The organism is Paeniglutamicibacter cryotolerans, assembly GCF_014190875.1.
GTDB lineage: Bacteria > Actinomycetota > Actinomycetes > Actinomycetales > Micrococcaceae > Paeniglutamicibacter > Paeniglutamicibacter cryotolerans.
This window is the reverse complement of sequence record NZ_JACHVS010000001.1, coordinates 1,249,599-1,272,944: the sequence shown is the minus strand read 5'-3', so window position 1 is coordinate 1,272,944 and position 23,346 is coordinate 1,249,599. Positions and strand designations below refer to the sequence as shown.

General features: G+C 66.4%; 20 protein-coding genes and 1 tRNA gene. 9 read left to right on the top strand and 12 right to left on the bottom strand.

Annotated features, from left to right (window positions below):
- Nucleotides 1–25: 25 nt before the first annotated feature.
- The 3 genes from E9229_RS06030 to E9229_RS06020 form a co-directional block, all read right to left on the bottom strand.
- The gene (locus E9229_RS06030; RefSeq protein WP_312855612.1) at nucleotides 26–1,279 is read right to left on the bottom strand and encodes an endonuclease/exonuclease/phosphatase family protein; all 1,254 of its coding nucleotides are present in this window, start codon (nucleotides 1,277–1,279) and stop codon (nucleotides 26–28) included.
- A gap of 257 nt (nucleotides 1,280–1,536) precedes the next feature.
- Nucleotides 1,537–3,198, bottom strand: a complete 1,662-nt coding sequence (locus tag E9229_RS06025; RefSeq protein ID WP_183510364.1) for a thiamine pyrophosphate-binding protein — start codon at nucleotides 3,196–3,198, stop codon at nucleotides 1,537–1,539.
- 242 nt (nucleotides 3,199–3,440) lie between these two features.
- Nucleotides 3,441–3,513, bottom strand: a tRNA-Lys gene (locus E9229_RS06020).
- A 78-nt stretch (nucleotides 3,514–3,591) separates the two neighbouring features.
- Between E9229_RS06020 and E9229_RS06015 the strand changes: the two genes are divergently transcribed.
- Both E9229_RS06015 and E9229_RS06010 read left to right on the top strand, forming a co-directional pair.
- Nucleotides 3,592–4,332, top strand: a complete 741-nt coding sequence (locus E9229_RS06015) for an ABC transporter permease (RefSeq protein WP_183511905.1) — start codon at nucleotides 3,592–3,594, stop codon at nucleotides 4,330–4,332.
- A 28-nt stretch (nucleotides 4,333–4,360) separates the two neighbouring features.
- Nucleotides 4,361–5,023, top strand: coding sequence for a hypothetical protein (locus E9229_RS06010; protein ID WP_183510363.1), 663 nt, complete (start codon nucleotides 4,361–4,363; stop codon nucleotides 5,021–5,023).
- Nucleotides 5,024–5,030: 7 nt separating this feature from the next.
- On the opposite strand, the gene E9229_RS06005 is transcribed toward E9229_RS06010, so the two are convergent.
- Nucleotides 5,031–6,878, bottom strand: coding sequence for a TIGR04028 family ABC transporter substrate-binding protein (locus E9229_RS06005; protein WP_221184388.1), 1,848 nt, complete (start codon nucleotides 6,876–6,878; stop codon nucleotides 5,031–5,033).
- Nucleotides 6,872–7,090 (bottom strand): hypothetical protein, encoded by a 219-nt coding sequence (locus tag E9229_RS18975; RefSeq protein WP_221184387.1) that lies wholly within the window; start codon nucleotides 7,088–7,090, stop codon nucleotides 6,872–6,874. The genes E9229_RS06005 and E9229_RS18975 overlap by 7 nt, the downstream gene beginning before the upstream one ends.
- Nucleotides 7,091–7,519: 429 nt before the next feature.
- Between E9229_RS18975 and E9229_RS06000 the strand changes: the two genes are divergently transcribed.
- Both E9229_RS06000 and E9229_RS05995 read left to right on the top strand, forming a co-directional pair.
- Nucleotides 7,520–8,137, top strand: a complete 618-nt coding sequence (locus E9229_RS06000) for a DUF47 domain-containing protein (protein WP_183510362.1) — start codon at nucleotides 7,520–7,522, stop codon at nucleotides 8,135–8,137.
- Nucleotides 8,138–8,144: 7 nt separating this feature from the next.
- Nucleotides 8,145–9,173, top strand: a complete 1,029-nt coding sequence (locus E9229_RS05995; RefSeq protein ID WP_183510361.1) for an inorganic phosphate transporter — start codon at nucleotides 8,145–8,147, stop codon at nucleotides 9,171–9,173.
- Nucleotides 9,174–9,714: 541 nt separating this feature from the next.
- Here E9229_RS05995 and pstB read toward each other — a convergent pair.
- The 4 genes from pstB to pstS all read right to left on the bottom strand — a co-directional run bounded on the left by pstB (nucleotide 9,715) and on the right by pstS (nucleotide 13,871).
- The gene (pstB, locus tag E9229_RS05990) at nucleotides 9,715–10,494 is read right to left on the bottom strand and encodes a phosphate ABC transporter ATP-binding protein PstB (RefSeq protein ID WP_183510360.1); all 780 of its coding nucleotides are present in this window, start codon (nucleotides 10,492–10,494) and stop codon (nucleotides 9,715–9,717) included.
- A 50-nt stretch (nucleotides 10,495–10,544) separates the two neighbouring features.
- Nucleotides 10,545–11,597, bottom strand: coding sequence for a phosphate ABC transporter permease PstA (pstA, locus tag E9229_RS05985; protein ID WP_246380594.1), 1,053 nt, complete (start codon nucleotides 11,595–11,597; stop codon nucleotides 10,545–10,547).
- A gap of 95 nt (nucleotides 11,598–11,692) precedes the next feature.
- The gene (gene pstC / locus E9229_RS05980) at nucleotides 11,693–12,628 is read right to left on the bottom strand and encodes a phosphate ABC transporter permease subunit PstC (RefSeq protein ID WP_183510358.1); all 936 of its coding nucleotides are present in this window, start codon (nucleotides 12,626–12,628) and stop codon (nucleotides 11,693–11,695) included.
- Nucleotides 12,629–12,755: 127 nt separating this feature from the next.
- Nucleotides 12,756–13,871, bottom strand: coding sequence for a phosphate ABC transporter substrate-binding protein PstS (gene pstS, locus E9229_RS05975; RefSeq protein WP_183510357.1), 1,116 nt, complete (start codon nucleotides 13,869–13,871; stop codon nucleotides 12,756–12,758).
- A 238-nt stretch (nucleotides 13,872–14,109) separates the two neighbouring features.
- Here pstS and E9229_RS05970 point away from each other — a divergent pair, with 238 nt between their 5' ends.
- The 3 genes from E9229_RS05970 (at nucleotide 14,110) to disA (ending at nucleotide 17,926) form a co-directional block, all read left to right on the top strand.
- Nucleotides 14,110–15,237 (top strand): FUSC family protein, encoded by a 1,128-nt coding sequence (locus E9229_RS05970; RefSeq protein ID WP_183510356.1) that lies wholly within the window; start codon nucleotides 14,110–14,112, stop codon nucleotides 15,235–15,237.
- Nucleotides 15,238–15,302: 65 nt separating this feature from the next.
- Complete coding sequence (gene radA / locus E9229_RS05965; protein ID WP_183510354.1) at nucleotides 15,303–16,691, top strand: DNA repair protein RadA; 1,389 nt, start codon at nucleotides 15,303–15,305, stop codon at nucleotides 16,689–16,691.
- 158 nt (nucleotides 16,692–16,849) lie between these two features.
- Entirely contained in the window at nucleotides 16,850–17,926 is a 1,077-nt protein-coding gene (disA, locus tag E9229_RS05960; RefSeq protein WP_183510353.1) for a DNA integrity scanning diadenylate cyclase DisA, read from the top strand.
- A gap of 20 nt (nucleotides 17,927–17,946) precedes the next feature.
- On the opposite strand, the gene E9229_RS05955 is transcribed toward disA, so the two are convergent.
- Nucleotides 17,947–18,570: a hypothetical protein gene (locus tag E9229_RS05955; RefSeq protein WP_183510352.1), complete on the bottom strand. Its 624-nt coding sequence runs from the start codon at nucleotides 18,568–18,570 to the stop codon at nucleotides 17,947–17,949.
- Nucleotides 18,571–18,660: 90 nt separating this feature from the next.
- Here E9229_RS05955 and E9229_RS05950 point away from each other — a divergent pair, with 90 nt between their 5' ends.
- Both E9229_RS05950 and E9229_RS05945 read left to right on the top strand, forming a co-directional pair.
- Complete coding sequence (locus E9229_RS05950) at nucleotides 18,661–19,656, top strand: HhH-GPD family protein (protein ID WP_312855611.1); 996 nt, start codon at nucleotides 18,661–18,663, stop codon at nucleotides 19,654–19,656.
- A gap of 20 nt (nucleotides 19,657–19,676) precedes the next feature.
- Nucleotides 19,677–20,189 (top strand): hypothetical protein, encoded by a 513-nt coding sequence (locus E9229_RS05945; protein WP_183510351.1) that lies wholly within the window; start codon nucleotides 19,677–19,679, stop codon nucleotides 20,187–20,189.
- Here the strand turns inward: E9229_RS05945 and E9229_RS05940 are convergent.
- Complete coding sequence (locus tag E9229_RS05940; RefSeq protein WP_183510349.1) at nucleotides 20,186–20,692, bottom strand: amino-acid N-acetyltransferase; 507 nt, start codon at nucleotides 20,690–20,692, stop codon at nucleotides 20,186–20,188. The genes E9229_RS05945 and E9229_RS05940 overlap by 4 nt on opposite strands.
- A 121-nt stretch (nucleotides 20,693–20,813) precedes the next feature.
- Nucleotides 20,814–23,327 carry an ATP-dependent Clp protease ATP-binding subunit gene (locus E9229_RS05935; RefSeq protein WP_183510348.1) on the bottom strand — a complete coding sequence of 838 codons (2,514 nt, stop codon included), beginning with the start codon at nucleotides 23,325–23,327 and terminating at the stop codon, nucleotides 20,814–20,816.
- Nucleotides 23,328–23,346 lie beyond the last annotated feature (19 nt).

The window sequence follows — 23,346 nt, the reverse complement described above, 5'->3', positions numbered from 1 at the left end:
CGCCACTGTTTTCCAGGCCGCTTCCTTACGGCGCCTTCACGTCCACCCAGACCAGCCTGTGGTCGCTGCTGGCAGACGGCCAACCGCTGACGAGCAGGTTTCCGGGGCTGCCGGGGCCGGGCCAGAAGACACCAGCCGCCTCCGGGAGCAGGTTCCTGGAGGGCAGGACGTAGTCGACGCGCAGCATGCCCAAGGCCCCGCGGCCGAAGTCCGCGGTGTTCACGTTTTCGGTGACCGGTTGGCCCGGTATGGGATCCCCGGTAACCGACGGCGATGCGGGCTTCACGTCGCGCAGCAGCTTGTTGCCCAGAAGCGAGGTGATCGCCACCGGATCGGAGTCGCCCCGGGCCGGATCGGAGTTCAGGTCTCCGAGGACCACGAACTTCTCGCCCTTGGCCAGCCCGCCGCGCTTGCCGGCGTCGTCGTAGATGTATTTGGCGGCCTTGCCGCCGGTGACGTAGTCGTTGATCAGCCGGATCTCGTCGTGGTTGCGGCGCTGGTTCCGCTTTTCCGGACCGTCGAACACCGGTGGCGTCGGGTGGGCGGCTATTACGTGGATGACTGCGTCACCGACCTGCACCGGGACGTCCCATTGCGACTTGCTCGGCAGGCGCAGGACCTTGCGTTTGAGCGGGCTGTAGAAATCTGTGGGGAGCCGCGAATCAGGCATGTCTGCCCAGAGGAAGTTCTGCAGCGTGCGGACCTGCCCGGTCAGGATCGGATAGCGGGAGTACAGGACCATGCCGTACTGGCCCTCGAAGTCCCCATAGCCCAGCGCGTCTGCCGGTCCGCCGACTGTTCCGTCCCGGTCGAGATCCGCCCCGCTGGGCACCCCGGTGTTTGACGGCGCAGCATAGACGTAGGGGTAGTCGATTCCGTCCTGCCCGTTCTGTCCGACGGCCAGGTAGTTGGTCCTGAAGTAGCCCGCCGACTCACCCTTGGCGTCGTAGTCGAATTCGTTGACCAGCAGGATGTCCGGCGCCGAGCGCTGGACGATTTCCGCCACCGCACGCCCCTGGGCGTTCTGGGGGGTCGACAGGTCGCTCGCCAGAGCCCCGGCGTATTCACGGTTCAGCGAGGTGTTGAACGTGGCGATGCGCAGTTTCGATGCGGCGGCAAAAGCCGGGGTTCCAGCGGGGTTCGATGTCGATGTCATATCCGTGCGCAGGTGCGACTGCCCCTCGGTGAGTCGGGTGAAGGCGGAGGCGGGCGCGATGGAGGAGCCCGCCAGAATGGCGGCTACTGAGGCGGTAAGGACCGCACGGATAATCACACGCACTTGGCCAGCCTAGGCCCAATCCGCCTCGGACAACAGGCTTGTCAACACCGCTTTTGTCATTTTCCCGCGCAGCGGACGGAAGCACGTGCTTCGCAGTTTCCCGGTCCGTCTTTCGTCATTCGAAAGAAGAAAACACTGGGGTCGGCGCTTCCAACCCCGGTGTTAAAACGGAAAACCGGCGGCAGGCACCATCCGGGCGCCCCCAAACGGGCATCGTCCGGACGGGACCTCACAGCCGGTTCCCCGCACCGCCGCGACTAGCGGGCGAGGCTGGCCTTGCGGTTGGCCTCCAGCACTTCCTCCATGTAGGGAGCTCGGACGTCCGGGGAGATCCGGCAGTCGACGACGAAGACGCCCTGGGCTCCGGCGGCGACCCATTCGCTCAACTCTGCGAGGTCATCCAGGGTGAGGACCTTGGTGGCCCGGGCCCCCAAGCCGCGCGCGATGGCGGCGAAATCGACCTCGGGGATCAGCATCGGGCCCTCGTGCAGGCCGATGGATCCATACTGGTGCACCTCGGCGCCGTAGGCGGCGTCGTTGTAGACCACGATGACGCCGCTCTTCACGGAGCGGATGACTGATTCCATGTCGGCCAGACCCATCAGCAGGCCGCCGTCGCCGGTGGCCAGCACCACCGTCGAGTCCCCCGCCGCAGCGCCGGCGCCCACGGCCGAGGCAAGGCCCAGGCCGATGGTCTGATAGGCGGTGCCGACCAGCGTCAGCGCGTGCGGCCCGGTAACGTCCCAGTACATCGGGCCCCAGCCGATGAAGTGCCCGCCGTCCTGGACCACGATCCGGTCCTTGGGCAGGATCGTGTTCAGCGCGGAAGCGACGGAGCGCGGGTCCAGCAGCCCGTCGGGCGCCTGGCCGGAGCCGTTGTCGCGGTCCTTGATCCGGACCAGGCGATCGGCCGCGGCACTGGACCACTTCTGCGCCTCGGGGCGTTCGGAAACCAATGCCTCCAGCGCGATCAAGGCACCGGCTGCGTCCCCCCGCAGGAAGGCGTCGACCCGGGCATGGGTTGCAGTTTCGGCGATGTCGACCTGCAGCACCTGAGCACCTGAGGCAATCAAGTCACCGAAGCGCATCGTGAACTGGTTCAACCGCGCGCCGACCACGAGTACGACATCCGCCTGGGCAATCAATTCGGCCGTCTCTTCGGTGGAGAAACCCCCAGCAATGCCCAGGTCTCCCGCTCGCGAACCGAGCAGGTTGGGGGCCAGCACCGTGCTGGCGCTCAACGCACCGAGCTTGTCGGCCAGCAGCGTAATGGCCTCGGCCGCGCCGGAGAGGCGGGCGCCGCGGCCATAGAGGATGACCGGACGCCGAGCGGCGGACAGTGCATTCGCGTACTGGGTCAGCAGCTCGGGCGCCGGAGCGGGGTGCTGGGTGGAGGTCTGGAGATCGGCCAGCACGACCGCCGGCTCCTCGGGCGCCTCGGCCGCCGCGATGTCGTACGGAATGGCCAGCACCACGGCCGTGCGCTCGCGCAGCGCGTAGGCCATGGCCTCGCCGGTGATGGCGGCCGGCCGTTCGGCGTCGAGCACGAACGTGGTGGCGCCGAGCGCGGCATTGATAGCGCTCTGGTCGATGTCCCAAGGGCGCATGCCGGTGGAAGGGGCCTCGCCGACGACCAGCAACGTGGGAATCTGCGCCATGACGGATTCGGCCAGTCCGGTGATGGCATTGGTGAAGCCGGCACCATAGGTCGTGGTGGCGACGGCCAGCTTGCCGGTGATCCGGAAGTAGGCGTCGGCCGCGGCGACGGAGGCGCCCTCATGGCGCACCGCGGTGAAGTTCAGCCCGTCACGGACGACGGCATCAAGGAAGTGGGCGTTTCCGTTGCCCATGACGCCGAAGATTTCGGTGACGTTGTTGTTTAAAAGGGCGCGGGAAACCGCGGATGAAACTGAAGACATGAGATAGCTCCGGTGTAGCGAACAAAGTTGTGGCCATATTCGTCTGCGGGTGGAGTGCCCGGGTTCGCCCATTTTTAGAGCGACGGCGAAGAAACGCCTGACTATACAACGATAGGTCGAACGACGTGTCGCACGCAACACGGACACCGAAGCCGGCTCCTCCACCGCCTCCCATCAAGCAGCCCACGCGGTCCGGCAAACAGGAAATCCCCGCCCTCACAAGGAGGACGGGGATCGCACTGTGGGCCCTACGGGGATCGAACCCGTGACCAATGGATTAAAAGTCCAGTGCTCTACCAGCTGAGCTAAAGGCCCGAGCAATTAGATTGCCAACAACCATGCTAACCGATTCCGGGTGCTGATTTTGCACACTTCATTGCTAGATTCGTGCCTATGCTCGAATGGATCAGGTTTGCGATAGTCGTTTCGGCGATGATCATCGCCGCCTCGGTGCTGCTGCGCAGCTCCTCCATAGGGATGGGCTGGCTCCCGCTGGTCGCGCTGCTTCGTGCCGCGGTCCAGCTCGGAGCCGTCTCCTTGCTGCTGGGCGGCGTCGCCACTGCGCCCTGGACGGCAGTGCTGTTTGTGGTGTTGATGTTCTCCACGGCCTCGCTGACCACGGCCCGACGAGCCCGCGAACTACCGCGCGGCAGGCTCGCCACGGTGGCCGGAACGATCGTCGGAGCCGGGACGGCGATCACGGTGATCCTCGGTACCGGCTTGGTCGGGCTTATCCCGCAATCGGTGATCGCCGTGGCAGGGATAGTCATCGGCGGCTGCATGACCGTTGCCACCCTCTCCTCCCGGCACTACCTGGCCGGGGTGCGGGCCCGCCGCGACGAGGTAGAGGCCTGGCTTTCGCTCGGAGCCCACCCCTGGGAAGCAGTGGATCTTCCGCGGCGCGAGGCCGTGCGCGAGGCGTTGATTCCGAACCTTGACCAGACCAAGTCCACCGGCCTGGTGACATTGCCCGGGGCCTTCGTCGGGGCACTGTTCGGCGGTGCCACCGCGCTTGAGGCGGCACAGTTCCAACTCATCGTCCTGGCCGGGCTTGCATTCGGAGGAACCATCACCGCGCTGCTGACCACACGGATCGCCTCACGCTCGTCCGTGCTGCCCGCCGACCCGGCATGAGCCGGCCAATCAGAGTATCGTCGAGGCCATGAACGGCCATCTTTCCACCGGTTCCGCGTCCTCCGCACCAAGGCGGCACCACAAGCCCAAGCCCTTCGCCCCCCTTGATTTCGATCCTTTCCAGGGAGGCGCCGATCCTGCGCGCATTGCGGAAGCCGCACACCTCTCGGCCCAGGCGCTGGTGCGCAGCGGCCGGGAATCGGACGATCCGCGGGTCACGGCGCGGCTGGTGAAGTTGGCCGATGAGGAAGGCCTCGAGGCCCTCGCCGAGCTGTGGGCCAAGAGCCCGGCGCACTCGCTGCCGGGCGCCCTGTGGAGGCTCTACGCAATCCGTGCCGCCACCGTCGCCAATGCCGAGGCCATGGCCGTCTGGTTTGCCGCCGGCCAGGTACGCGCCCAGGTTGAACGCGTGGTGGCCGGCGCCGCCGAGCCTCCGGGCGCCGCGGAGCTGCTCGACATGGCCGATTCAATCCTCTCCGGTGCCTTCGACGGCGAATTCGACGTGGCCCTGAACCGTACAGCCGCCTACTGCCGCGTGGTGGCCTTGGGCCAGGCCGAGCACGCCGATGCGGCGGCACTGGCCCACGAAAACCGCGCGGCGAAAATGACCCGCAATGCGGCGAACCTGATCAAGACGGCCGAGGACCTGGAGTTCGCCGCTGGCGCATGGCGCCGCAGCGAACTCGACTAGCCTTCCGCTAACCCGCCGCGGGCGGGGTCGGCTCCCCCAGGGAGAGCATCAGCCGGTTGGCCCAGTTGAAGAACGCGGCACCGTGCACCACGTCGCTGATTTCCAGCTCATCCAGCCCCGCTTCGCGCAGTGCGTCGACATGCCCGGCATCGAGCCGGCTCGGCGTGGCCGTCAACGCGACGGAGGCGTCGATGATCGCGCGCCAGCGCGGTCCCTGGTCGGCATCCGTTCCGGCGTCCAACAGCCGCTGCACATGCGCCGGGGCCTTGGCCTGGTGCGAGGCGAAGCGCGAGTGCACCGAGGCGCAGAAGATGCACCCGTTGGAGCGCGACGTGGCGGTGGCCGCCAATTCACGCTCGGCACGCGGCATGCCCTCACGCGTGTTGTGGATGATGTCCTTGTCCCTCAGCGTGCGGGTGCGCAGGATCTCCGGGTCCCGGGCCAGCAGCCAGGTGTCATAGAAGCTCGGGCGGCCCACAGCCTCGAAGCCGAACCCGCGCACGTAGTCGGCCGTACCGAAGACCTGCGGCTCCTCGAAGAGCGGTATGACGTAGGCGTTATCGATCAGGTAGTCCCGTGCCGTGGCGACCGCCGCGTTGCGCTTGGCCGCATCCGGTTCGGAGGCGATGGCCTCGAGCAGCCCGTCGAGCTTCTTGTCGCTGGAGACCAGCGTGTTGCGGTTCTTCGTGTGGTGTTGGCTCTTGATCACGTCCTGGTCAGCCCGGCCCACCATCGAGTGGAAGATCGCCGTCTTGTCCGCGTCCTTGATATCGGTGGCGTAGCTACCGGCATCCTGCGGCTTGATGTTCAACTTCGCGCCGATCCTTCCCAGCTGCTGCGAGATCAGCTCCAGGGTTTCCTTGGACTGCGGCTGCGCGTTCGAGACGTATACGTCCAGCGCCAGCGCCTTAGCGTCCTTGGTGCGGATGCCATCGGCTCCCGTTACCCATCCGGCCCCGTCGAGCAGCTTGTTGGAGAGCTCCGGGTCGTAGGCCAGCTTGGCGCTCTGGTCCTGGTAGCCCAGCGCCTGGGAGGAAAGCACCGCCGTGGCTTGGGGATAGTTGGCGCTGAAGACGGTGTCCACCAGCTCTTGGGTGTCCACTCCGTGCAGCAGCGCGCGGCGGACGTCGATGTCCGTCAGCAGCGGGTTGTCCGGGTGCAGCGAGAGCGAGTTGTTCACCCCGCGGGTGGCCGGGGCGTAGAGCTGGTAGCTGGCCGCTTCGACGGCGTTCTCGTCGAATGCCTGCACGTAGCGCACCGCGTCCGCCTGCCCGCTGGTCAGCGAGCCGATGCGCACCGAATCCTCCGGGGTGACGATGATCTTGATGCCATCGAGGTAGGCGCGTCCGGTGTGGGCGGCGGAGGCCGGGCCCCAGGCGTAGTCCTCGCGGGCCTTGAGGTCGATTTCCTTGTCGATGACCTGGTTGGCGACGGTGAACGGGCCCGAGCCGACGAGGTTCTTCAGCTGGCATTGCTCCTCGTAAGGCAGCACCAGGGTCTTGGGCGAGACCAGGCCGGAGCCGATCACGGAGGTGGCCTGCAGGAACCCGGGCGATGGCTTGGAGAAGGTGAATTCGACGGTGTTCTTGTCGATGACCTTGGAGGCCTGGTAGTTGTTGATGGCCTCGGCGACGGTGAGCTTCAGCTTCTCGCTGCCCAACCCGTAGGCGTCGAAGTTCTTCGCCACTGCGGCCGCGTCCAGTGGTGTCCCGTCGGAGAAGGTGACGCCCTCGCGCAGCGTGAACACGTACTTGCTCGCTTCCTTGTTGACCTTCCACGAGGAGGCGATCCACGGTTCGATTTTCAGCGTTTTCGGGTTCTGGTACGTGAGCTTGTCGGTGATCTGGTTCAGCACGCCGCTGTTGGGGTAGAAGCCGCCGGCAGGTAGAGGCAGGTGGGCGCCTGGTATTCCAGGTAGGTCAGGGTCCCGCCGGAGACCGGTGTTCCGTAATCGGCGACGGCTCCCGGGTTGGCCTGGGCACCCGGAGAGCAGGCGGTAAGCAGGAGCAGGGTTGCTGCCGAGGCGAGCGCACCGATGGCGCGCAGGCTCTTGGATGATGGAGACACGGCTATGTCCTTCCGAAAAGGCCAACTGGTTGATGCACCAATGCTTCCAACTGGCCACCAGCACCCGCCAACGCCCCTTCACCCTGAGTCACCACAGGCCACGCTGGGAAACATGGCGCCATGCCGGGTAACAAACGGACCCGTGCCTCCATCACTCCATCTGACGGGTTTCATCCGGCGACACGCACCTCGTGTTGACAGCGGACACCCAAGCGCGAAAAACTGTAGGTGGTGCCGGATTGCGGCAGCCCCGGGCTCCAACTTTCAGCCGCTTCGAGCGGCCTTCCGCCGAGAGGCGCTCCCGGTTCGGCACCATCGTTTTCGGCTTCGGGCGGGTCTTCGGACCCGCCCGATGCCAGTTAACCTCGGCTCGCTAGACTGGGTTCCGACCTGATCCATCCCTCTCCACCCTCCACCGGCGGTATTTGCGTGAAATTCAGTTTCTTCCCCTCGGAAACGCGCGGCCTCGAGCTGCTGCGCGAGCTGGCAGCCGAGGTCCAGGCGGCGGTTCACCTGCTCGCGCAGATGCTCGGCGCCACGGCAAACGACCGCCCTCCGCTGATCGAGGATCTGGCCGAGGCCGAGGTTCGCGCCACCGACCTGCACTACGCGGTGCTCACCCACCTGCGCACCAGCTACGTGAACCCGCTCCCGCGCGAGGACATCTACACCTTCTCCCGCCTGCTGCACGAGGCGGTGGAACAGCTCAACGGCGCCGGGGACCTGATCGGCCACACCGGTTCAGCCCCGCTGTCGCCGCGCGCCGCCGAACAGCTTGAACTGATTGGCCGCCAGGCGGAGCTCACGGCCGAAGCACTGTCCCAGCTGCAGCGGCTCGATGACTTGGAGGACAACTGGCTGGAACTGGTGCGCATTTCCAAACGCGCCCACCGCACGCACCGCGCCTGGATCGGGGAGCTCGGCGAATTGCATAAGACCTCCACCATCATCAAGCACCGTTCGGTGGCCGAGCAGTTCCTGGCCTCGGTGCAGTCGCTGCGCGCCGTCGCCGACCATCTGGGCCGCGTCCTGGTGAAGGAATCCTGAGCGGGGCATGGGCGCCGAAGTCCTGCTGACCATCCTTGTCTTTGCCGTCACCTGCGCTTTCGCATTCCTCAACGGGTTCAGGGATGCGTCGAACTCGGTGGCGGCCGCGGTCCGGACCCGGGCGCTGACCCCGACGATCGCCGTGCTGACCGCCTCCCTATTCGCCTTTGCCGGAACCATGCTCAGCACCACGCTGGGCGTGTACCTGATCTCGGCCGTCGAACTCACCGTCCCGGAGGGGGCCCCGGGACTCACCCTGCTGCTGGCGGCCTTGCTCGCCGCCGGAGGCTGGGGCCTGCTGTGCTGGTGGCGCGGAGTTCCGGTCTCCTCCACCCACGCGTTGATCTCCGGCTTGGCCGGGGCAAGCGGAGCCAGTGCACTGCTCGGCGGCGACGGTGTGCACCAGGCCTTCCAGATGCTGCTCGGCGGGGTGCTGCTGCCACTGTTGGTGACGCCGCTGGTGGCCTTCGGAGTCTCCTTCTTCATGGTCGCCCCGGCGACCTGGCTGGTGCGCTATTCCAGCGCCTCCGATGTCAACGGGTTCTCCCGGGCCGGTCAGGCGGTGGCATCCTGCGCCGTGTCGCTGGGCCACGGGCTGCAGGACGGACAGCGCACCGGGGCGATGCTGACCCTGGTCCTCGTGGCCGGCCACCTGACCGAACCCGGCTCCATCCCCTTTGGCGCGCAGCTCACCGGTGCCCTGTTCCTGGCTGTCGGCGTCCTGTTCGGAGGCTGGAGGATCTCCCACACCATCGCATACCGCATGGTCAGCATCGATCCGTTGCGCGGCATGATCGCCCAGGGCGTTTCGGCCACCTTGCTGTTCGTCGGCGCCCAGGCGCTGCACCTGCCACTTTCGACGACGCAGGCGGCAACCAGCGCCATCGTGGGAGCCGGCGCGAACCAGCGGTTCGAATCGGTGATGTGGGGCCACGTCTACCGGGTCATCACGCACTGGATCGCCGCCCCGGCCGTCTGCGCACTGCTCGCCGGGGTGTTCTACCTTGCCTTCTACCCGCTGCTGAACCTGGCCTGAGTCACTGCTTCGCGGTGTACGAGCAGAGGCACCCGGCTCGGGGCCGGCTGCGGCTGCGGCTGCGGCTGCGGAGTCTTGGTTGATGAGTTCGCAAAAGGCCTGGGCGAAGCCGTTCCGGATCCCCCACTGGACATCAAGCATGGCTCGGCTCTCGGGATTGATGGCGTAGCACTTGCGATTCGGTCCGCCGTCCCAGGGCACCACGTAGGCGGACAGCACACCGGGCGCATGGAGCCGGCGCAGCGTGCCGTAAACAGGCGCGTCACCGCCCGCGGCCAGTACCGCCACGTCCAGCACGTCCATGAGCAATTGAGCGATGTCCACCTGCTCTCCCTGCTCCACACCGCACACCGCGATGTTCTGCGCAATAGTGTGCCGAGAACGGTAGCGTGCAGTGCCGCCGCCGAGCGCTTAAGGACGGCGGGGCCGACACCATGATGGTGTCGGCCCCGCCGCCATGATCCCCTCCAGGATCCCCGGAGATCCCCCTCCGGGACCGCCTCCCCCGCGCGGACGCGAGGGGGCGAAAACTAGTGCAGCATTATCCGAAGCGGCCCGAGACGTAGTCCTCGGTGGCCTTGACCGACGGGTTGGAGAAGATCGTCGCCGTCTCCGCATATTCGATGAGCTTGCCCGGCTTGCCGGTGCCGGCGATGTTGAAAAACGCCGTCTTGTCCGAGACGCGGGCGGCCTGCTGCATGTTGTGAGTCACGATGACCACCGTGTAGTCGCTCTTCAGCTCGTTGATCAGGTCCTCGATGGCCAGCGTGGAGATCGGGTCCAACGCCGAGCAGGGCTCGTCCATGAGGATCACATCGGGCTTCACGGCGATGGTTCTCGCGATGCACAGGCGCTGCTGCTGCCCGCCGGAGAGCCCGGACCCGGGCTTGTCCAGGCGGTCCTTGACCTCGTTCCAGAGGTTGGCGCCGCGCAGCGACTTCTCCACCAGCTCCTCGGCGTCCGAGCGCGGGATCCGTCTGTTGTTCAGCTTCACCCCGGCCAGCACGTTGTCCTTGATCGACATCGTCGGGAACGGGTTCGGGCGCTGGAAGACCATGCCGATCTGGCTGCGCACGTTCACCGGGTCGACCCCGGCCTCGTAGAGGTTGTCCCCGTCGAGCAGGACCTCGCCCTCGACGCGTCCGCCGGGGATGACCTCGTGCATGCGGTTCAGCGTGCGCAGGAAGGTGGACTTGCCGCAACCCGAGGGGCCGATGAACGCGGTGACCGACTTGGCTTCGATGTTGATGGATATGTCCTCGACCGCGAGGAAGCTGGAGTAGTAGACGTTGAGGTCTTTGACGTCGATGCGCTTTGACATGGTTTCTGGTTCCTTGGGAAGTAGCTGGGAGCGGGTCCGGAGCTCGAGGCTCAACGGCCCTTCTTGGGGGCGAACAGGCTGGCGATCAGGCGTGCGCCGAGGTTCAGCACCATCACCATGATGATCAGCAGCAGCGCCGCAGCCCACGCACGCTGCACCGAGGGGTCGGTGTTCGTCGGGGAGGTCGGGGTGAGGATCTGATAGTAGATGAAGGTCGGCAGCGAGGCCATCCAGTTCGCGAACACGTTCGCGTTGATGTTGCTGGCCAGTCCTGCGGTCACCAGGATCGGGGCCGTCTCGCCGATGACCCGGGCGATCGCCAGAGTGACGCCGGAGGCGATCCCGGAGATCGCCGTGGGGATGACCACCTTGGTGATGGTGCGCCATTTGCGCACGCCCAGGGCGTAGGCGGCCTCGCGAAGCTCGTTCGGCACGATCTTGAGCATTTCCTCGGTGGAGCGGACCACCGTGGGGATCATCAGCACGCTCAGCGCAACCGCCGCGACGATGCCCATGCGGGTGCTGGGCCCGAACAGGACCCCGAAGAGCGCGGCGGCGAACAGGCCGGCGACGATCGAGGGGATGCCTGTCATGACGTCCACGAAGAACGTGATGGCCTTGGCCAGCGGCCCGTCCTTGCCATATTCGACCAGGTAGACGGCCGTCAGCATGCCCACGGGCACCGAGATGACGGTGGCCCACAGCGTAATCAGCAGGGTGCCGAGCACCGCGTGGTAGGCACCGCCGAGCACCGGCGTACCGTTTTGAACCGACGCGTTGTCGACCGCGCCAGTGATCCCGTTCATCGAGTTGAACAGGAAGTGCATGCTCATGCCCGGCAGGCCCTTTTCCAGCACCGTGTAGATGACCGATGCCAGCGGGATCAGGGCAAGGATGAATGCGCCGTAGACCAGGTAGGTGGCCAGCGCATTGGCGGCCTTGCGCGCACCCTCGACAAAGCGGGTGGCCAGGGTCGCGGCCACCACGAAGATCACGGCGGTGTAGATCGCCAGCGTGGCGGCGGAGAAGCCGCCCAGTGTTGAGCCCGCGGCGCCGAGCACCAGCGAACCGGCGGCCGTGGCCGGGACGGCCCAGCGCGGCATCCGGCCGCGGGAGAGCGTATTGCGCCGGCGGGCGCCCTTTGCGGGGAGTTGGTCGTTGCCGTGGTTCTTGTCCTTGCCGACCGCGGTCAGGTTGCTCATGCGTTGGCTCCCGAGAATTCCTTGTGCCTGGAAATGATCCAGCGGGCGATCATGTTCACGATCAGGGTGATCAGGAAGAGCACCAGGCCGGCGGCTATCAGCTCGGAGAGGCGCAGCCCGTAGGCCTCCGGGAAGTTCAGTGCTATCTCGGCGGCGATGGTCTGGTTCCCGGATTTGATGAGCGACGGGATCAGGTTGCCGGTGGAGAGCACCAGCGCCACTGCCATCGTCTCGCCCAGCGCGCGGCCCAGGCCGAGCATCACCGCGGAGATGATACCTGCGCGGGCGAAGGGCAGCACCGACATCCGGATCATTTCCCAGCGGGTCGCGCCGAGGGCCAGCGAGGCCTCCTCATGCAGCTTAGGCGTCTGCAGGAAGATCTCCCGGCTCAGTGAGGTGATGATCGGCAGCACCATGACGGCCAGCACGATGCCGGCGGTCAGCATGGTCTTGCCGGTCTGCGAGGCCGGGCCTGCGAAGATCGGAATGAAGCCCAGGTGCGCTGCCAGCCAGTCGTATCCCGGCACCAGGGCCGGGGCCAGCACCAGGTAGCCCCAGGCGCCGTAGATGACCGACGGGATGGCGGCGAGCAGGTCGATCAGGTAGCCCAGTGCGGAGGCGAAGCGGCGCGGGGCGAAATGCGAGATGAACAGCGCCACGGCGATGCCCACCGGGGTGGCGAGCAGCAGGGCTATGCCGGCCGCGATGACGGTGCCGATGACGATGGGGAAGATGTAGGGGAGGAACCCCTCACCGCCGGAGAGTTGGGCCGGATCGGCCCGGAACGTCGGCAGCGCCTGGATGAACAGGAACGCAGCGACGGCGAAAAGCGTCACGAGGATCAGGACGCCCGCGGCGAGCGCGGTGCCGGAGAAGATCTTGTCTCCGTTTTTTCCCTTGGATCCTTGTCGTGTGAGCGCACTGGTTGTCATGGTGACCCTTTGGTCTGGGTGCGTGCGCCGTACGGGGATCGGGTCGGCGCGCGCGTGGCATGGAGGGGAACGGGCGTGCCGGGCACCGGAGCCCCTGCGAGGGATCCGGTGCCCGGCCGGTGGTTGGTTAGGAGCCGACCTTGATCGACTCGATGGATTTGGTGGCCGCCTCGGTCAGCTTCTGCGAGAGCGGGGCGTTGCCGGCCGATTTGGCCGCCTCTGCCTGGCCGGCGGCGCTGACCACGTACTCGCCGAACGATTTCACCAGGTCGACCGTCGCCTGGTCCTTATAGGAGGCGCAGTACACGTGGTACGACACCAAGATGATCGGGTAGGTTCCGGATTCGGTCGAATCGCGCTTCAGGTCCAGGGACATGTCCAGCGGGCCGCGGCCGGTCACCGGGGTGGCCGCCTCGACGGCCTTGGCAGCCGCCTCGGAGGTGATCTTCGTGTACTCGGAGCCGACCTTCACGTTCGCTACGCCCAGGGCGCCGACGGCCGAGTGGTCGGCGTAGGTGATGGCACCCAGGGTGGAGGAGGTGGTGGCCACGACGCCGGAGGTGCCCTTGGCGTTTTCCGATTGCAGGTCCGAGGGCCAGGTGCCGGAGACGTCGTAGCTCCACACGTCCTTGGCCGCGGTGTGCAGGTAGTCGACGAAGTTCTCGGTGGTGCCCGACTCGTCGTTGCGGTGCACCACGGTGATGGCCTGGTCCGGCAACGTGATGCCCGGGTTCTGGTCGGCGATCGCCGGGTCGTTCCAGTTGGTGATCTCCAGCTTGAAGATCTTGGCGATGGTCGGTGCGTCGAGGTTCAGTTCCTTGACATCGCCCAGGTTGAACGCCACCGCAATCGGGGAGACGTAGGCCGGGATGTCGAAGGCCCCGTCCGGGCCGCAGACCTGCTTCGAGGCCTCCAGCTCCTCGTCGCTGAGGTACGCGTCGGAACCGGCAAACTGCGCGCCGCCGGCCAGGAAGGCCTTGCGGCCGGCTCCGGAGCCGTCCGGAGAGTACTGGATCGTGGTGCCCGGGTGGACCGACTCGAAGCCGGCCGTCCAGGCTTCCATGGCCGATTTCTGCGAGGAGGCACCGATGCCGGTCAGCGTCCCGCTGACTCCGCTCGAGGCGCCTGCCCCGGTGGGCTGGCCCGCGGCGCCGGCCGTCGGGCTGTCGGAACCGCAGGCCGTCAGCGCCAGCGCGGCGATGGAGAGCACTGCAGCGGCCTGGCCGTAACGAAGAACCTTCACGTTTTTCCTCTTTCAAACTTTATGGGAGTGGCTCGGGTTGAAATGGGCCGAGTCCTGTCAGGGGGAAATGCTCTGCATTTCCATCTCCATAACAAAAGCTATGCCCCCGAAGTAACGGGAATCCCGGGCCGAGGTGAACGGAAGGTGAACAACTCCCGGTCCTCATGTGGGCTGCCCCACGCACTCCCCGGCGCGCTCCCATTCACCCTCCGTGGCGCGCGCGTGCCAAACTGGTGCCATGCCAGCAACCAGCCCGCTGCAACGGACCTGGACCTTCTTGCGCCGACGTAACACGGTCGGTTTCCGTAGGGTCGCCTCCTCGATGCCCAAGATCCTGCAAATGACCTTCTGTGCCGTCGCCGCCTACTGGTTCGCCGAGAAGGTGCTCGGCCACGAGGGTCCGATCTTCGCCGCCACCAGCGCCATGATCGCCCTGGGCTTCGGTGGGAACACCCGGGTACGCCGGACCCTGGAGGTGGCCATCGGCTGCACCCTGGGTATCGCGCTGGGCGATGCGCTGCTCTCCCTGCTGGGCACCGGGATCTGGCAGGCCGCGCTCGTCCTCTTCCTGTCCTTGGTCATCGCTCGATACCTGGACAATGGTCCGATCTTCAGCACCCAGCTCGGACTGCAGTCCCTGCTGGTGGTGCTGTTGCCGGTTTCGGAGTCCGGCCCCTTCGCGCGCAGCCTCGATGCCGTGGTCGGCGGCGTGCTGGCCATCCTGATCACCATGGTGGTGCCACGGGATCCGCGCCGCGAACCGATCGCCGAACTGGGCAGGCTTCTGCATGAACTTTCACAGGTGCTCCATGAATGTTCGATGGCGCTGCGCGAATCGGATTCGACCCGGGCCTGGCACGCGCTGATCCGTGCCCGGGCCACCCAGCCGTTGATGGACAAGATTCCCGGCCTGCTCGCCGGGGCAGCCGAGGTGGCGATGCTCGCCCCGGTCCACCGGCGCCACCGGCCGGAACTCGAATCGCTGCGCCTGCTCGCCGAGAAGAGCGACCTTGCGGTGCGCAACTCACGCGTCTTCGCCCGCCGGATGGCCACGGTGATCACGCACGCCTCGCTCACCGACCGCGGCGTGGAGGCCGTATCGGCGGTGCTCGTGGAGCTGGCCGAGGCGGCCGATGCGCTGGCCCGAGCCGTCGCCGAACCCACCGACACCGGCCGCGAAAAGGCAATGGCCCGGGTCCGCATCGAACTGGGCCACTGCGCCGGCACCCTGGACCCCGAGGCACTGGACATCTCCGGGTTGCAGGGCGAGGGGCTGGTGCTGCTGCTGCGCCCGCTGGTGGTGGACCTGCTGGAGGCCGCCGGCTCCAGCCATGAGGACGCCTCGGCCATGCTCGCCCGGTTATAACAGGGGCCAGGTCGGCAGGATCCATGCTGCGGCAAACCATCGGATCCACCGGATAACATCGGAACATGGCCACCAAGACAACCCGTTCGAAATCCACTCCCGCCTACCGCTGCGGAGAGTGCGGCTGGGCGACCGTCAAATGGGTGGGCCGCTGCGGCGAATGCCAGGCCTGGGGCACCGTGGAGGAGCTTGGCCAGGTCACGGCCAAGACCACCGCTGCCACCTCCATTGCCTCCCCCGCGCTGCCCATTGCCGAGATCGATGCCACCGCAGCCGGCTACCGGCCCTCCGGGGTCGGGGAACTGGACCGGGTCCTGGGCGGCGGGCTGGTTCCCGGCGCCGTGATCCTGCTCGCAGGAGAGCCGGGCGTCGGCAAGTCCACCCTGTTGCTCGACGTCGCGGCACGCACCGCCCGTACCGGGATGCGCGTGCTGTACGTGACGGGCGAGGAATCGGCGGCACAGGTCAAGGTCCGGGCCGAACGCATCAACGGCATCGCCGACACCCTGTTCCTGACCGCCGAAAACGATCTCGGCCTGGCCTTGGGCCAGATCGAGAAGATCGAACCGGACCTGCTGATCGTCGACTCGGTGCAGACGCTCGCCTCGGGCGAGGTCGAGGGTGCCGCGGGCGGTGTCACCCAGGTCCGCGAGGTCGCGGCCTCCCTGATCAACGTGGCAAAGCGCCGCAACATGGCCACCCTGCTGGTCGGGCACGTGACCAAGGACGGCTCCATTGCCGGACCCCGGCTGCTCGAGCACCTGGTCGATGTGGTCTGCCAGTTCGACGGCGAGCGCCACTCCCGGCTGCGGCTGCTGCGTGCCATCAAGAACCGCTACGGGCCCACGGACGAGGTCGGCTGCTTCGACCTGACCGAGGCAGGCATCGAGGGCCTTGCCGATCCCAGCGGACTGTTTGTCACCCGGACCAAGGACCCCGTGGCCGGCACCTGCATCACCGTCACGCTCGAGGGCCGCCGCCCATTGGTCGCCGAGGTGCAGACGCTGCTCTCCAAGACCACCAACGCGCAACCACGCCGGGCCACCAGCGGGCTCGATGCCCCGCGCACCGCGATGATCCTGGCCGTGCTGCAGTCCCGGGCGAAGATGGACCTCTCCGGACTCGACTCCTATGTCGCCACCGTCGGCGGGGTGAAGCTCAGCGAGCCCGCCACCGACCTGGCCACCATCCTGGCCCTGGCCTCCTCCATGCACAACCACCCGCTGCCGCCGCAATTCGTCGCCTTCGGCGAGGTCGGCCTGGCCGGGGAGGTCCGCCCGGTGCCGGAGATCGGACGTCGCATCATCGAGGCCGAACGCCTTGGCTTCAAGTTCGCCATGGTCCCCGCATCACCGCACCCTCCCAAGAACATTCCCGACGCCATCAGGGTATTCACCGTTTCTTCGGTCTTCGAGGCGCTGGACATCGCCTTCGAGCAGCGCGCCAAGAACTAGTCCGGGCCTCCGTTCAGCCGGCGCCGTGGGCGGCCTGAGGCTGCGCCAAGCGGTCGTCACGTAACAAAGCCATACCGGTATCCCCGCCGACTCTTCCCGGCGACCGTCCGGCCTCCGGCTGGCCCTACGATGGAATAAAGCACCGGAAGGAACCACCCATGTCAAAGAGCCCCGAAGACGCGCTCAGGACCACCCTGGCGCGCGTCGCCCCGGGAACCGAACTCCGCGACGGGCTCGAGCGCATCCTGCGCGGACGCACCGGAGCCCTGATCGTGCTGGGGTACGACAAGGTCGTCGATTCCATCTGTTCGGGCGGCTTCGACATCAACATCGATTTCTTCCCGACCCGGCTGCGCGAGCTGGCCAAGATGGACGGTGCCATCGTTTGCGACAAGGACGGTTCGCACATCCTGCGCGCCGGCGTCCAGCTGGTTCCCGACCACACCATCCCCACCCTGGAATCCGGAACCCGGCACCGTACCGCCGAACGCGTGGCGATACAGACCGGCTTCCCGGTCATCTCGGTCTCGCAGTCGATGCACATCATTGCGCTCTACGTGCAGGGCATCCGGCATGTACTCGAGGGTTCCGAGCCGGTACTCGCCCGCGGCAACCAGGCTCTAGCCACGCTTGAGCGCTACCGTTCGCGCCTTGACCAAGTCACCAGCTCGCTCTCCGCCCTGGAAATCGAGGCGGTCGTGACGGTGCGCGATGTCGCCGTAGTGCTGCAGCGCCAGGAAATGGTGCGCCGCATCTCCGAGGAAATCGCCCAGTACGTGCTGGAGCTCGGCGCCGACGGCCGCCTCCTGGCCCTGCAGATGGACGAGCTGAGCGCGGGTCTGGGCCCGGGCAGCGAGATGATCATCAAGGACTACGCCAATCTCGGCCGGACTGAGCTGGACACCGAGGAGGCGCTGGCCCAGATCCGCGCCCTGGACAGCACCGAAATGATCGACCTGGGCAAGATCGCCGCGATCCTCGGCGTCACCCCGGGCATCGATTCGCTCGATGCCGTCGTCCACCCACCGGGCTACCGCATGCTGGCCGGGATCAAATCGGTTCCGCGCGCCGTGGCGGACCGGCTGGTGGCATCGTTCGGCGGCCTGCAGAACCTGATGGCGGCCAGCATCGAGGACCTGATGGCCGTGGACGGGATCGGCGACCAGCGCGCACGGACGGTGCGCGAGGGCCTCTCGCGCATCGCCGAGTCGAGCCTGCTCGACCGCTTCATCTAGCCGATCCGTGCGGGGCGTCCCTACTTCAGCAGGAACGGGACCTTGTTGCTGGCCACATCGCCCAGTTTGGCCGTAAAGACATAGGTTCCGGGCCGCGGTTTGGCCGCGATGCTTCCGCACCCCGGGGCGCTGCGGTCGCGCAGCCAGGTGAACCTGGCGCTTTCGGCGCTGCCCGGGGCCATCATGAGCAAGTAGTCCTTTGCATCGGCCCGGCAGTCACTGGTGGAGAAGATCCGGTCCGAACCGCTCATCACGGTGAATTCCTGCACACTCGTACCTACATTGAGCTCGCAAGGGGTGGCCCCCTGGTTCTCGATCCGCATCACCAGCACCGGATTTTCCTCGGCGCCATAGGAGGCTTTCTCCGTCGAGGCCGCCACCACGATGGAACCGGGTAAACAGGCCCCCGACGGCGAGGGAGAGGAGGGAACGGCATCGGCGGCAACCGGATTGGCCGAGCCCGCGGTTCCGGGATCGGGCTTACCGGTGCCGGAAAACAGCGCGGCTAGGGTGGCGCCGCCCCAGACAAGGAGCCCGACCGCCAACAGCATCCCGATCAGGCTCACGAGCCGACGTCGCCGGTAGACGGCCGGGCTGGGCCGGGGGCCGGGTCGCGGGGCTGGACGGGACTGCTTTTCTGCCATTCCATCAGACTACGAACTCCCGGGCGTTCACCGCTGCCCCCACGCCGCAGCTAGGCTAAAGATGCCCGTTGCCACACCCGAAGGACACCCGTGACGAACCGCAAGTTTGCCCTGCTCCACCACCGCATCACCCAGTGGTACGCCGCCTCCGCCCGGGAACTACCTTGGCGCGCGCCCGATGCGAGCCCCTGGTCGATTCTGGTCAGCGAATTCATGCTGCAACAGACCCCCGTGGTCCGTGTGCAACCGGTCTGGGAACAATGGATGCAACGCTGGCCCGAAGCGGCGGACCTGGCGGCCGAACCCGCCAGCGAGGTGGTCCGCGCCTGGGGTCGGCTGGGCTATCCACGCCGGGCCCTGCGCCTGCATGCCACGGCCCAGCACATCGTGGAACTCCACGGTGGGCAGGTGCCGCGCACCGAGAAGGAACTGCTCGCCCTGCCCGGAGTCGGCACCTACACAGCGGCTGCCGTGGCAAGCTTTGCCTTCGGCATCCCGGCCACCGTGGTGGACACCAATATTCGACGCGTCCATGCCCGGCTGGTCAAGGGATGTGCGCTGCCCGAGCCCTCGTATACGGCGAAGGAGGCTGCACTGGCCGAACGGCTGATGCCGGCCCACCCCGCCGATCCGGAGGAATTGCACCCGCTGGCCAATGCATGGAACATCTCGGTGATGGAGCTCGGAGCGCTGATCTGCACGGCCCGCAATCCCCGGTGTGGCGACTGTCCGGTCCAGGACCTCTGCGCCTGGGTGGCTGCCGGTAGGCCCGCGCCGCATTACGTGCCCAAGGGGCAGGCCTGGGCCGGAACGGACAGGCAGGTGCGCGGTTCGATGATGGCAGTGCTGCGCCATACCCCGGGACCGGTGGGCCGGACGGCGCTGGTCGGCGGCATCGACCTGCTGCGCCCACTATCAGACATGCAACTGGAACTCGGCTCCGAGACTGGCTCCGAGGCCCACGAGGCCTGGGTGGTGCTCTATGCGCTGGCGGCCGATGCCGAGCAACGCGAGCGCTGCCTTGCCGGGCTGATCGGCGACGGGCTGGCCCGTGAAACGACAGCAGGGGTCGGACTGCCTGCCTAAATCACGGGTTAAGCTGGGGCATGAGAGTTCCTGCTCAGCTTTTGTCCGCGCATTTTGCCGCCGCATTGTTGCTGACTGCCTGCACGGCGCAGCCGGAGTCCGGCTGTGCCGAACCCGCACTGCTCGTCGGCTTCCCGGTCGAGGTCGAGGCGACCGCGGTTCCCGCCAACGGTCTCGAAGAACTGACGCTTTCTGCCTGCCAGGATGGCATCTGCCGTGAAACCACGCTTCCTTTGACCCCGGGTTCCAAGACCATTGACCTTGGCTGCGGCGCTCCGTCCCCCGGTTCCAATCCAGGTGATGCCCAGTGTTCGGCCTCCGCGTCGCCGGACGGAAGCTTGCTCGGGCACTGGTCAACGGTCGAATTCTCCACCGGACCGATCACATTCGAGGCCTCCGCGCCGGGATTCGGCCCCTACCGGGGTACGGTCACCGGGCTCGAGGCGTCCACGGGCGTCGGAGCGTGCGTCCAGAGCGCCTTCCAAACCACGCTGCGCATCACAGCTGCCGGGATCAACACGACGGCAGGTTAGACGCTGATGATCATCCGGGTGTTGCCGAGCGTATTGGGCTTCACCCGGGCCAGGTCCAGGAATTCCGCGACGCCCTCATCGGTGGAGCGTAGTAGCTCCGAATAGACCTCTGGATCGACGGCGCTTTGTTCGGCCATGGCCTTGAAGCCGTTGCGTTCGAAGAAGCCGACCTCGAAAGTCAGGCAGAAGACCCTGTCCACGCCCAGGTCGCGGGCCTCGTCGATCAGCCTCTGCAACAGGACGCGGCCGACGCCCTTGCCGCGCCACGCCTCGGATGTGGCAAGAGTGCGCACCTCCGCAATGTCTTCCCACATCACGTGCAGCCCGCCGCAGCCGATCAGGTTTCCCTCAGAATCCTCGGCGACGAGGAATTCCTGCAGGTTCTCGTAGTAGGCGACTGCTTCCTTCTCCAGCAGCACGCGCCGGTCGGCCAGCGGTTTGACGAGTTCGCGGATCCCGGGGACGTCGGGGGTGCGGGCACGGCGGATAGTGAAAGAGCTCATGTCAGTATCCTATGCCCGCCCCACATGCTGTCCGGGATTCGTTTCACGACATGAAAAAGGGAAGTCCCCGGCTGCAACCGAAGTTGCTGCCGGGGACTTCCCTGGCTAGCTGGCCGAGCGTTTAGCCCTCGATGGCCACCGGTGCCGGTTCGCCCTCGAGCTCGGGGGTTCCACCCTCGCCGGTGAACGTGAACGTCGCCTCGTCACCTTCGCCCTCGACGTCGACCTTGATGTGCTGGCCGGAGGTCAGTTCGCCGAAGAGGATCTTCTCGGAGAGCTGGTCCTCGATCTCGCGCTGCATGACGCGGCGCAGCGGGCGGGCGCCCATCGACGGATCATAGCCGCGGGTAGCCAGCAGGATGCGGGCCGCCGGGGACAGCTCGATGGTCATGTTGCGGTCCACCAGGCGCTTCTTGAGGCGGTCCAAGAACAGGTCCACGATCTGAACGATTTCGTCCTGGGTCAGCTGCGGGAAGACCACCACGTCATCGACGCGGTTCAGGAACTCGGGACGGAAGTGCTGGCGCAGTTCCTCTTGGACCTTAGCCTGCATCCGGTTGTAGCCGGTGCGTGTGTCAGTGGCCGACTGGAAGCCGGTCATGACGCCCTTGGAGATGTCCCGGGTGCCGAGGTTGGTGGTCATGATGATCACCGTGTTCTTGAAGTCGACCACGCGGCCCTGGGAGTCGGTCAGCCGGCCGTCTTCCAGGATCTGCAGCAGCGAGTTGAACAGGTCTGCGTGTGCCTTCTCGACCTCGTCGAAGAGGACCACGGAGAACGGGCGACGACGCACCTTTTCGGTGAGCTGTCCGCCTTCTTCGTAACCGACGTACCCCGGAGGGGCACCGAAGAGACGCGACACCGTGTGCTTTTCCGAGTACTCGGACATGTCCAAGGTGATCAGCGCGTCTTCCTCGCCGAACAGGAACTCGGCAAGCGCCTTGGCCAGCTCCGTCTTGCCGACGCCGGTCGGGCCAGCGAAGATGAACGAGCCGCCGGGGCGGTTCGGATCTTTCAGGCCGGCACGGGTACGGCGGATGGCCTGGCTGATGGCCTTGATTGCTTCGTTCTGGCCGATGACCCGCTTGTGCAGCTCGTCTTCCATGTTGAGCAACCGGCTGGATTCCTCTTCGGTCAGCTTCACGACAGGGATGCCGGTGGAGTTGGCGAGGACCTCGGCGATGAGTTCCTCATCGACCTCGGCGATCTCATCCATGTCGCCGTTCTTCCACGCCTTTTCCTTCACGGCGCGGGCATCCTGCAGCTTGGATTCCTTATCACGCAGCGCAGCCGCACCCTCGAAGTCCTGGGCGTCGATCGCGGCTTCCTTCTCGCGGCGGACATTGGCGATTTCAACGTCCATTTCCTTGAGTGCCGGAGGAGCGGTCATGCGGCGGATGCGCAGGCGCGCGCCCGCCTCATCGATCAGGTCTATGGCCTTGTCCGGCAGGAAGCGGTCCGAGATGTAGCGGTGGGCCAGCTGCGCCGCCGCCACGAGTGCACCATCGGTGATGGACACGCGGTGGTGGGCCTCGTAGCGGTCGCGCAGGCCGCGCAGGATCTCCGTGGTGTGTTCCACGGAGGGTTCCTTGACCTGGATCGGCTGGAAGCGGCGCTCGAGCGCGGCGTCCTTCTCGATGTGCTTGCGGTACTCGTCAAGCGTGGTGGCCCCGATGGTCTGCAGTTCACCGCGGGCCAGCATCGGCTTCAGGATCGATGCGGCATCGATGGCGCCCTCGGCTGCACCGGCACCAACGAGGGTATGGATCTCGTCGATGAACAAGATGATGTCGCCACGGGTGCGGATCTCCTTGAGTACCTTCTTCAGGCGCTCTTCGAAGTCACCGCGGTAGCGTGATCCTGCCACCAGGGACCCAAGGTCCAGGGTGTACAGCTGCTTGTCCTTGATGGTTTCGGGTACGTCGCCGCGCACGATCGCCTGGGCCAAGCCCTCGACGACAGCCGTCTTGCCAACGCCCGGCTCACCGATTAGCACCGGGTTGTTTTTAGTACGTCGCGAGAGGACTTGCATCACGCGTTCCATCTCGAACTCGCGGCCGATGACCGGGTCGAGCTTGCCTTCGCGGGCTGCCGCGGTGAGGTTTCGCCCAAACTGGTCCAGTACTGCAGAGCCGGCAGGGGTACCCTCCGCCTGACCTCCGGAGCTGACTCCTGCACCGGTGGTTTCCTTGCCGCCCTGGTAGCCCGAGAGCAGCTGGATGACCTGCTGGCGCACGCGCGAGAGGTCGGCTCCGAGCTTCACCAGGACCTGGGCGGCAACACCCTCGCCCTCACGGATCAGACCGAGCAGGATGTGCTCGGTGCCGATGTAGTTGTGTCCCAACTGCAAGGCCTCGCGCAGCGAGAGCTCCAGGACCTTCTTCGCCCGCGGGGTGAAGGGGATGTGACCGGAGGGGGCCTGTTGGCCCTGCCCGATGATCTCCTGCACCTGTTCGCGCACGGCGCCCAGGGAAATGTTCAGGGACTCGAGGGCCTTGGCGGCAACACCCTCGCCCTCATGAATGAGGCCGAGCAAAACGTGCTCGGTTCCGATGTAGTTGTGGTTGAGCATGCGCGCCTCTTCTTGGGCGAGCACGACAACGCGACGGGCACGGTCGGTAAATCTCTCAAACATGCGGCACACTCCTAGCTAA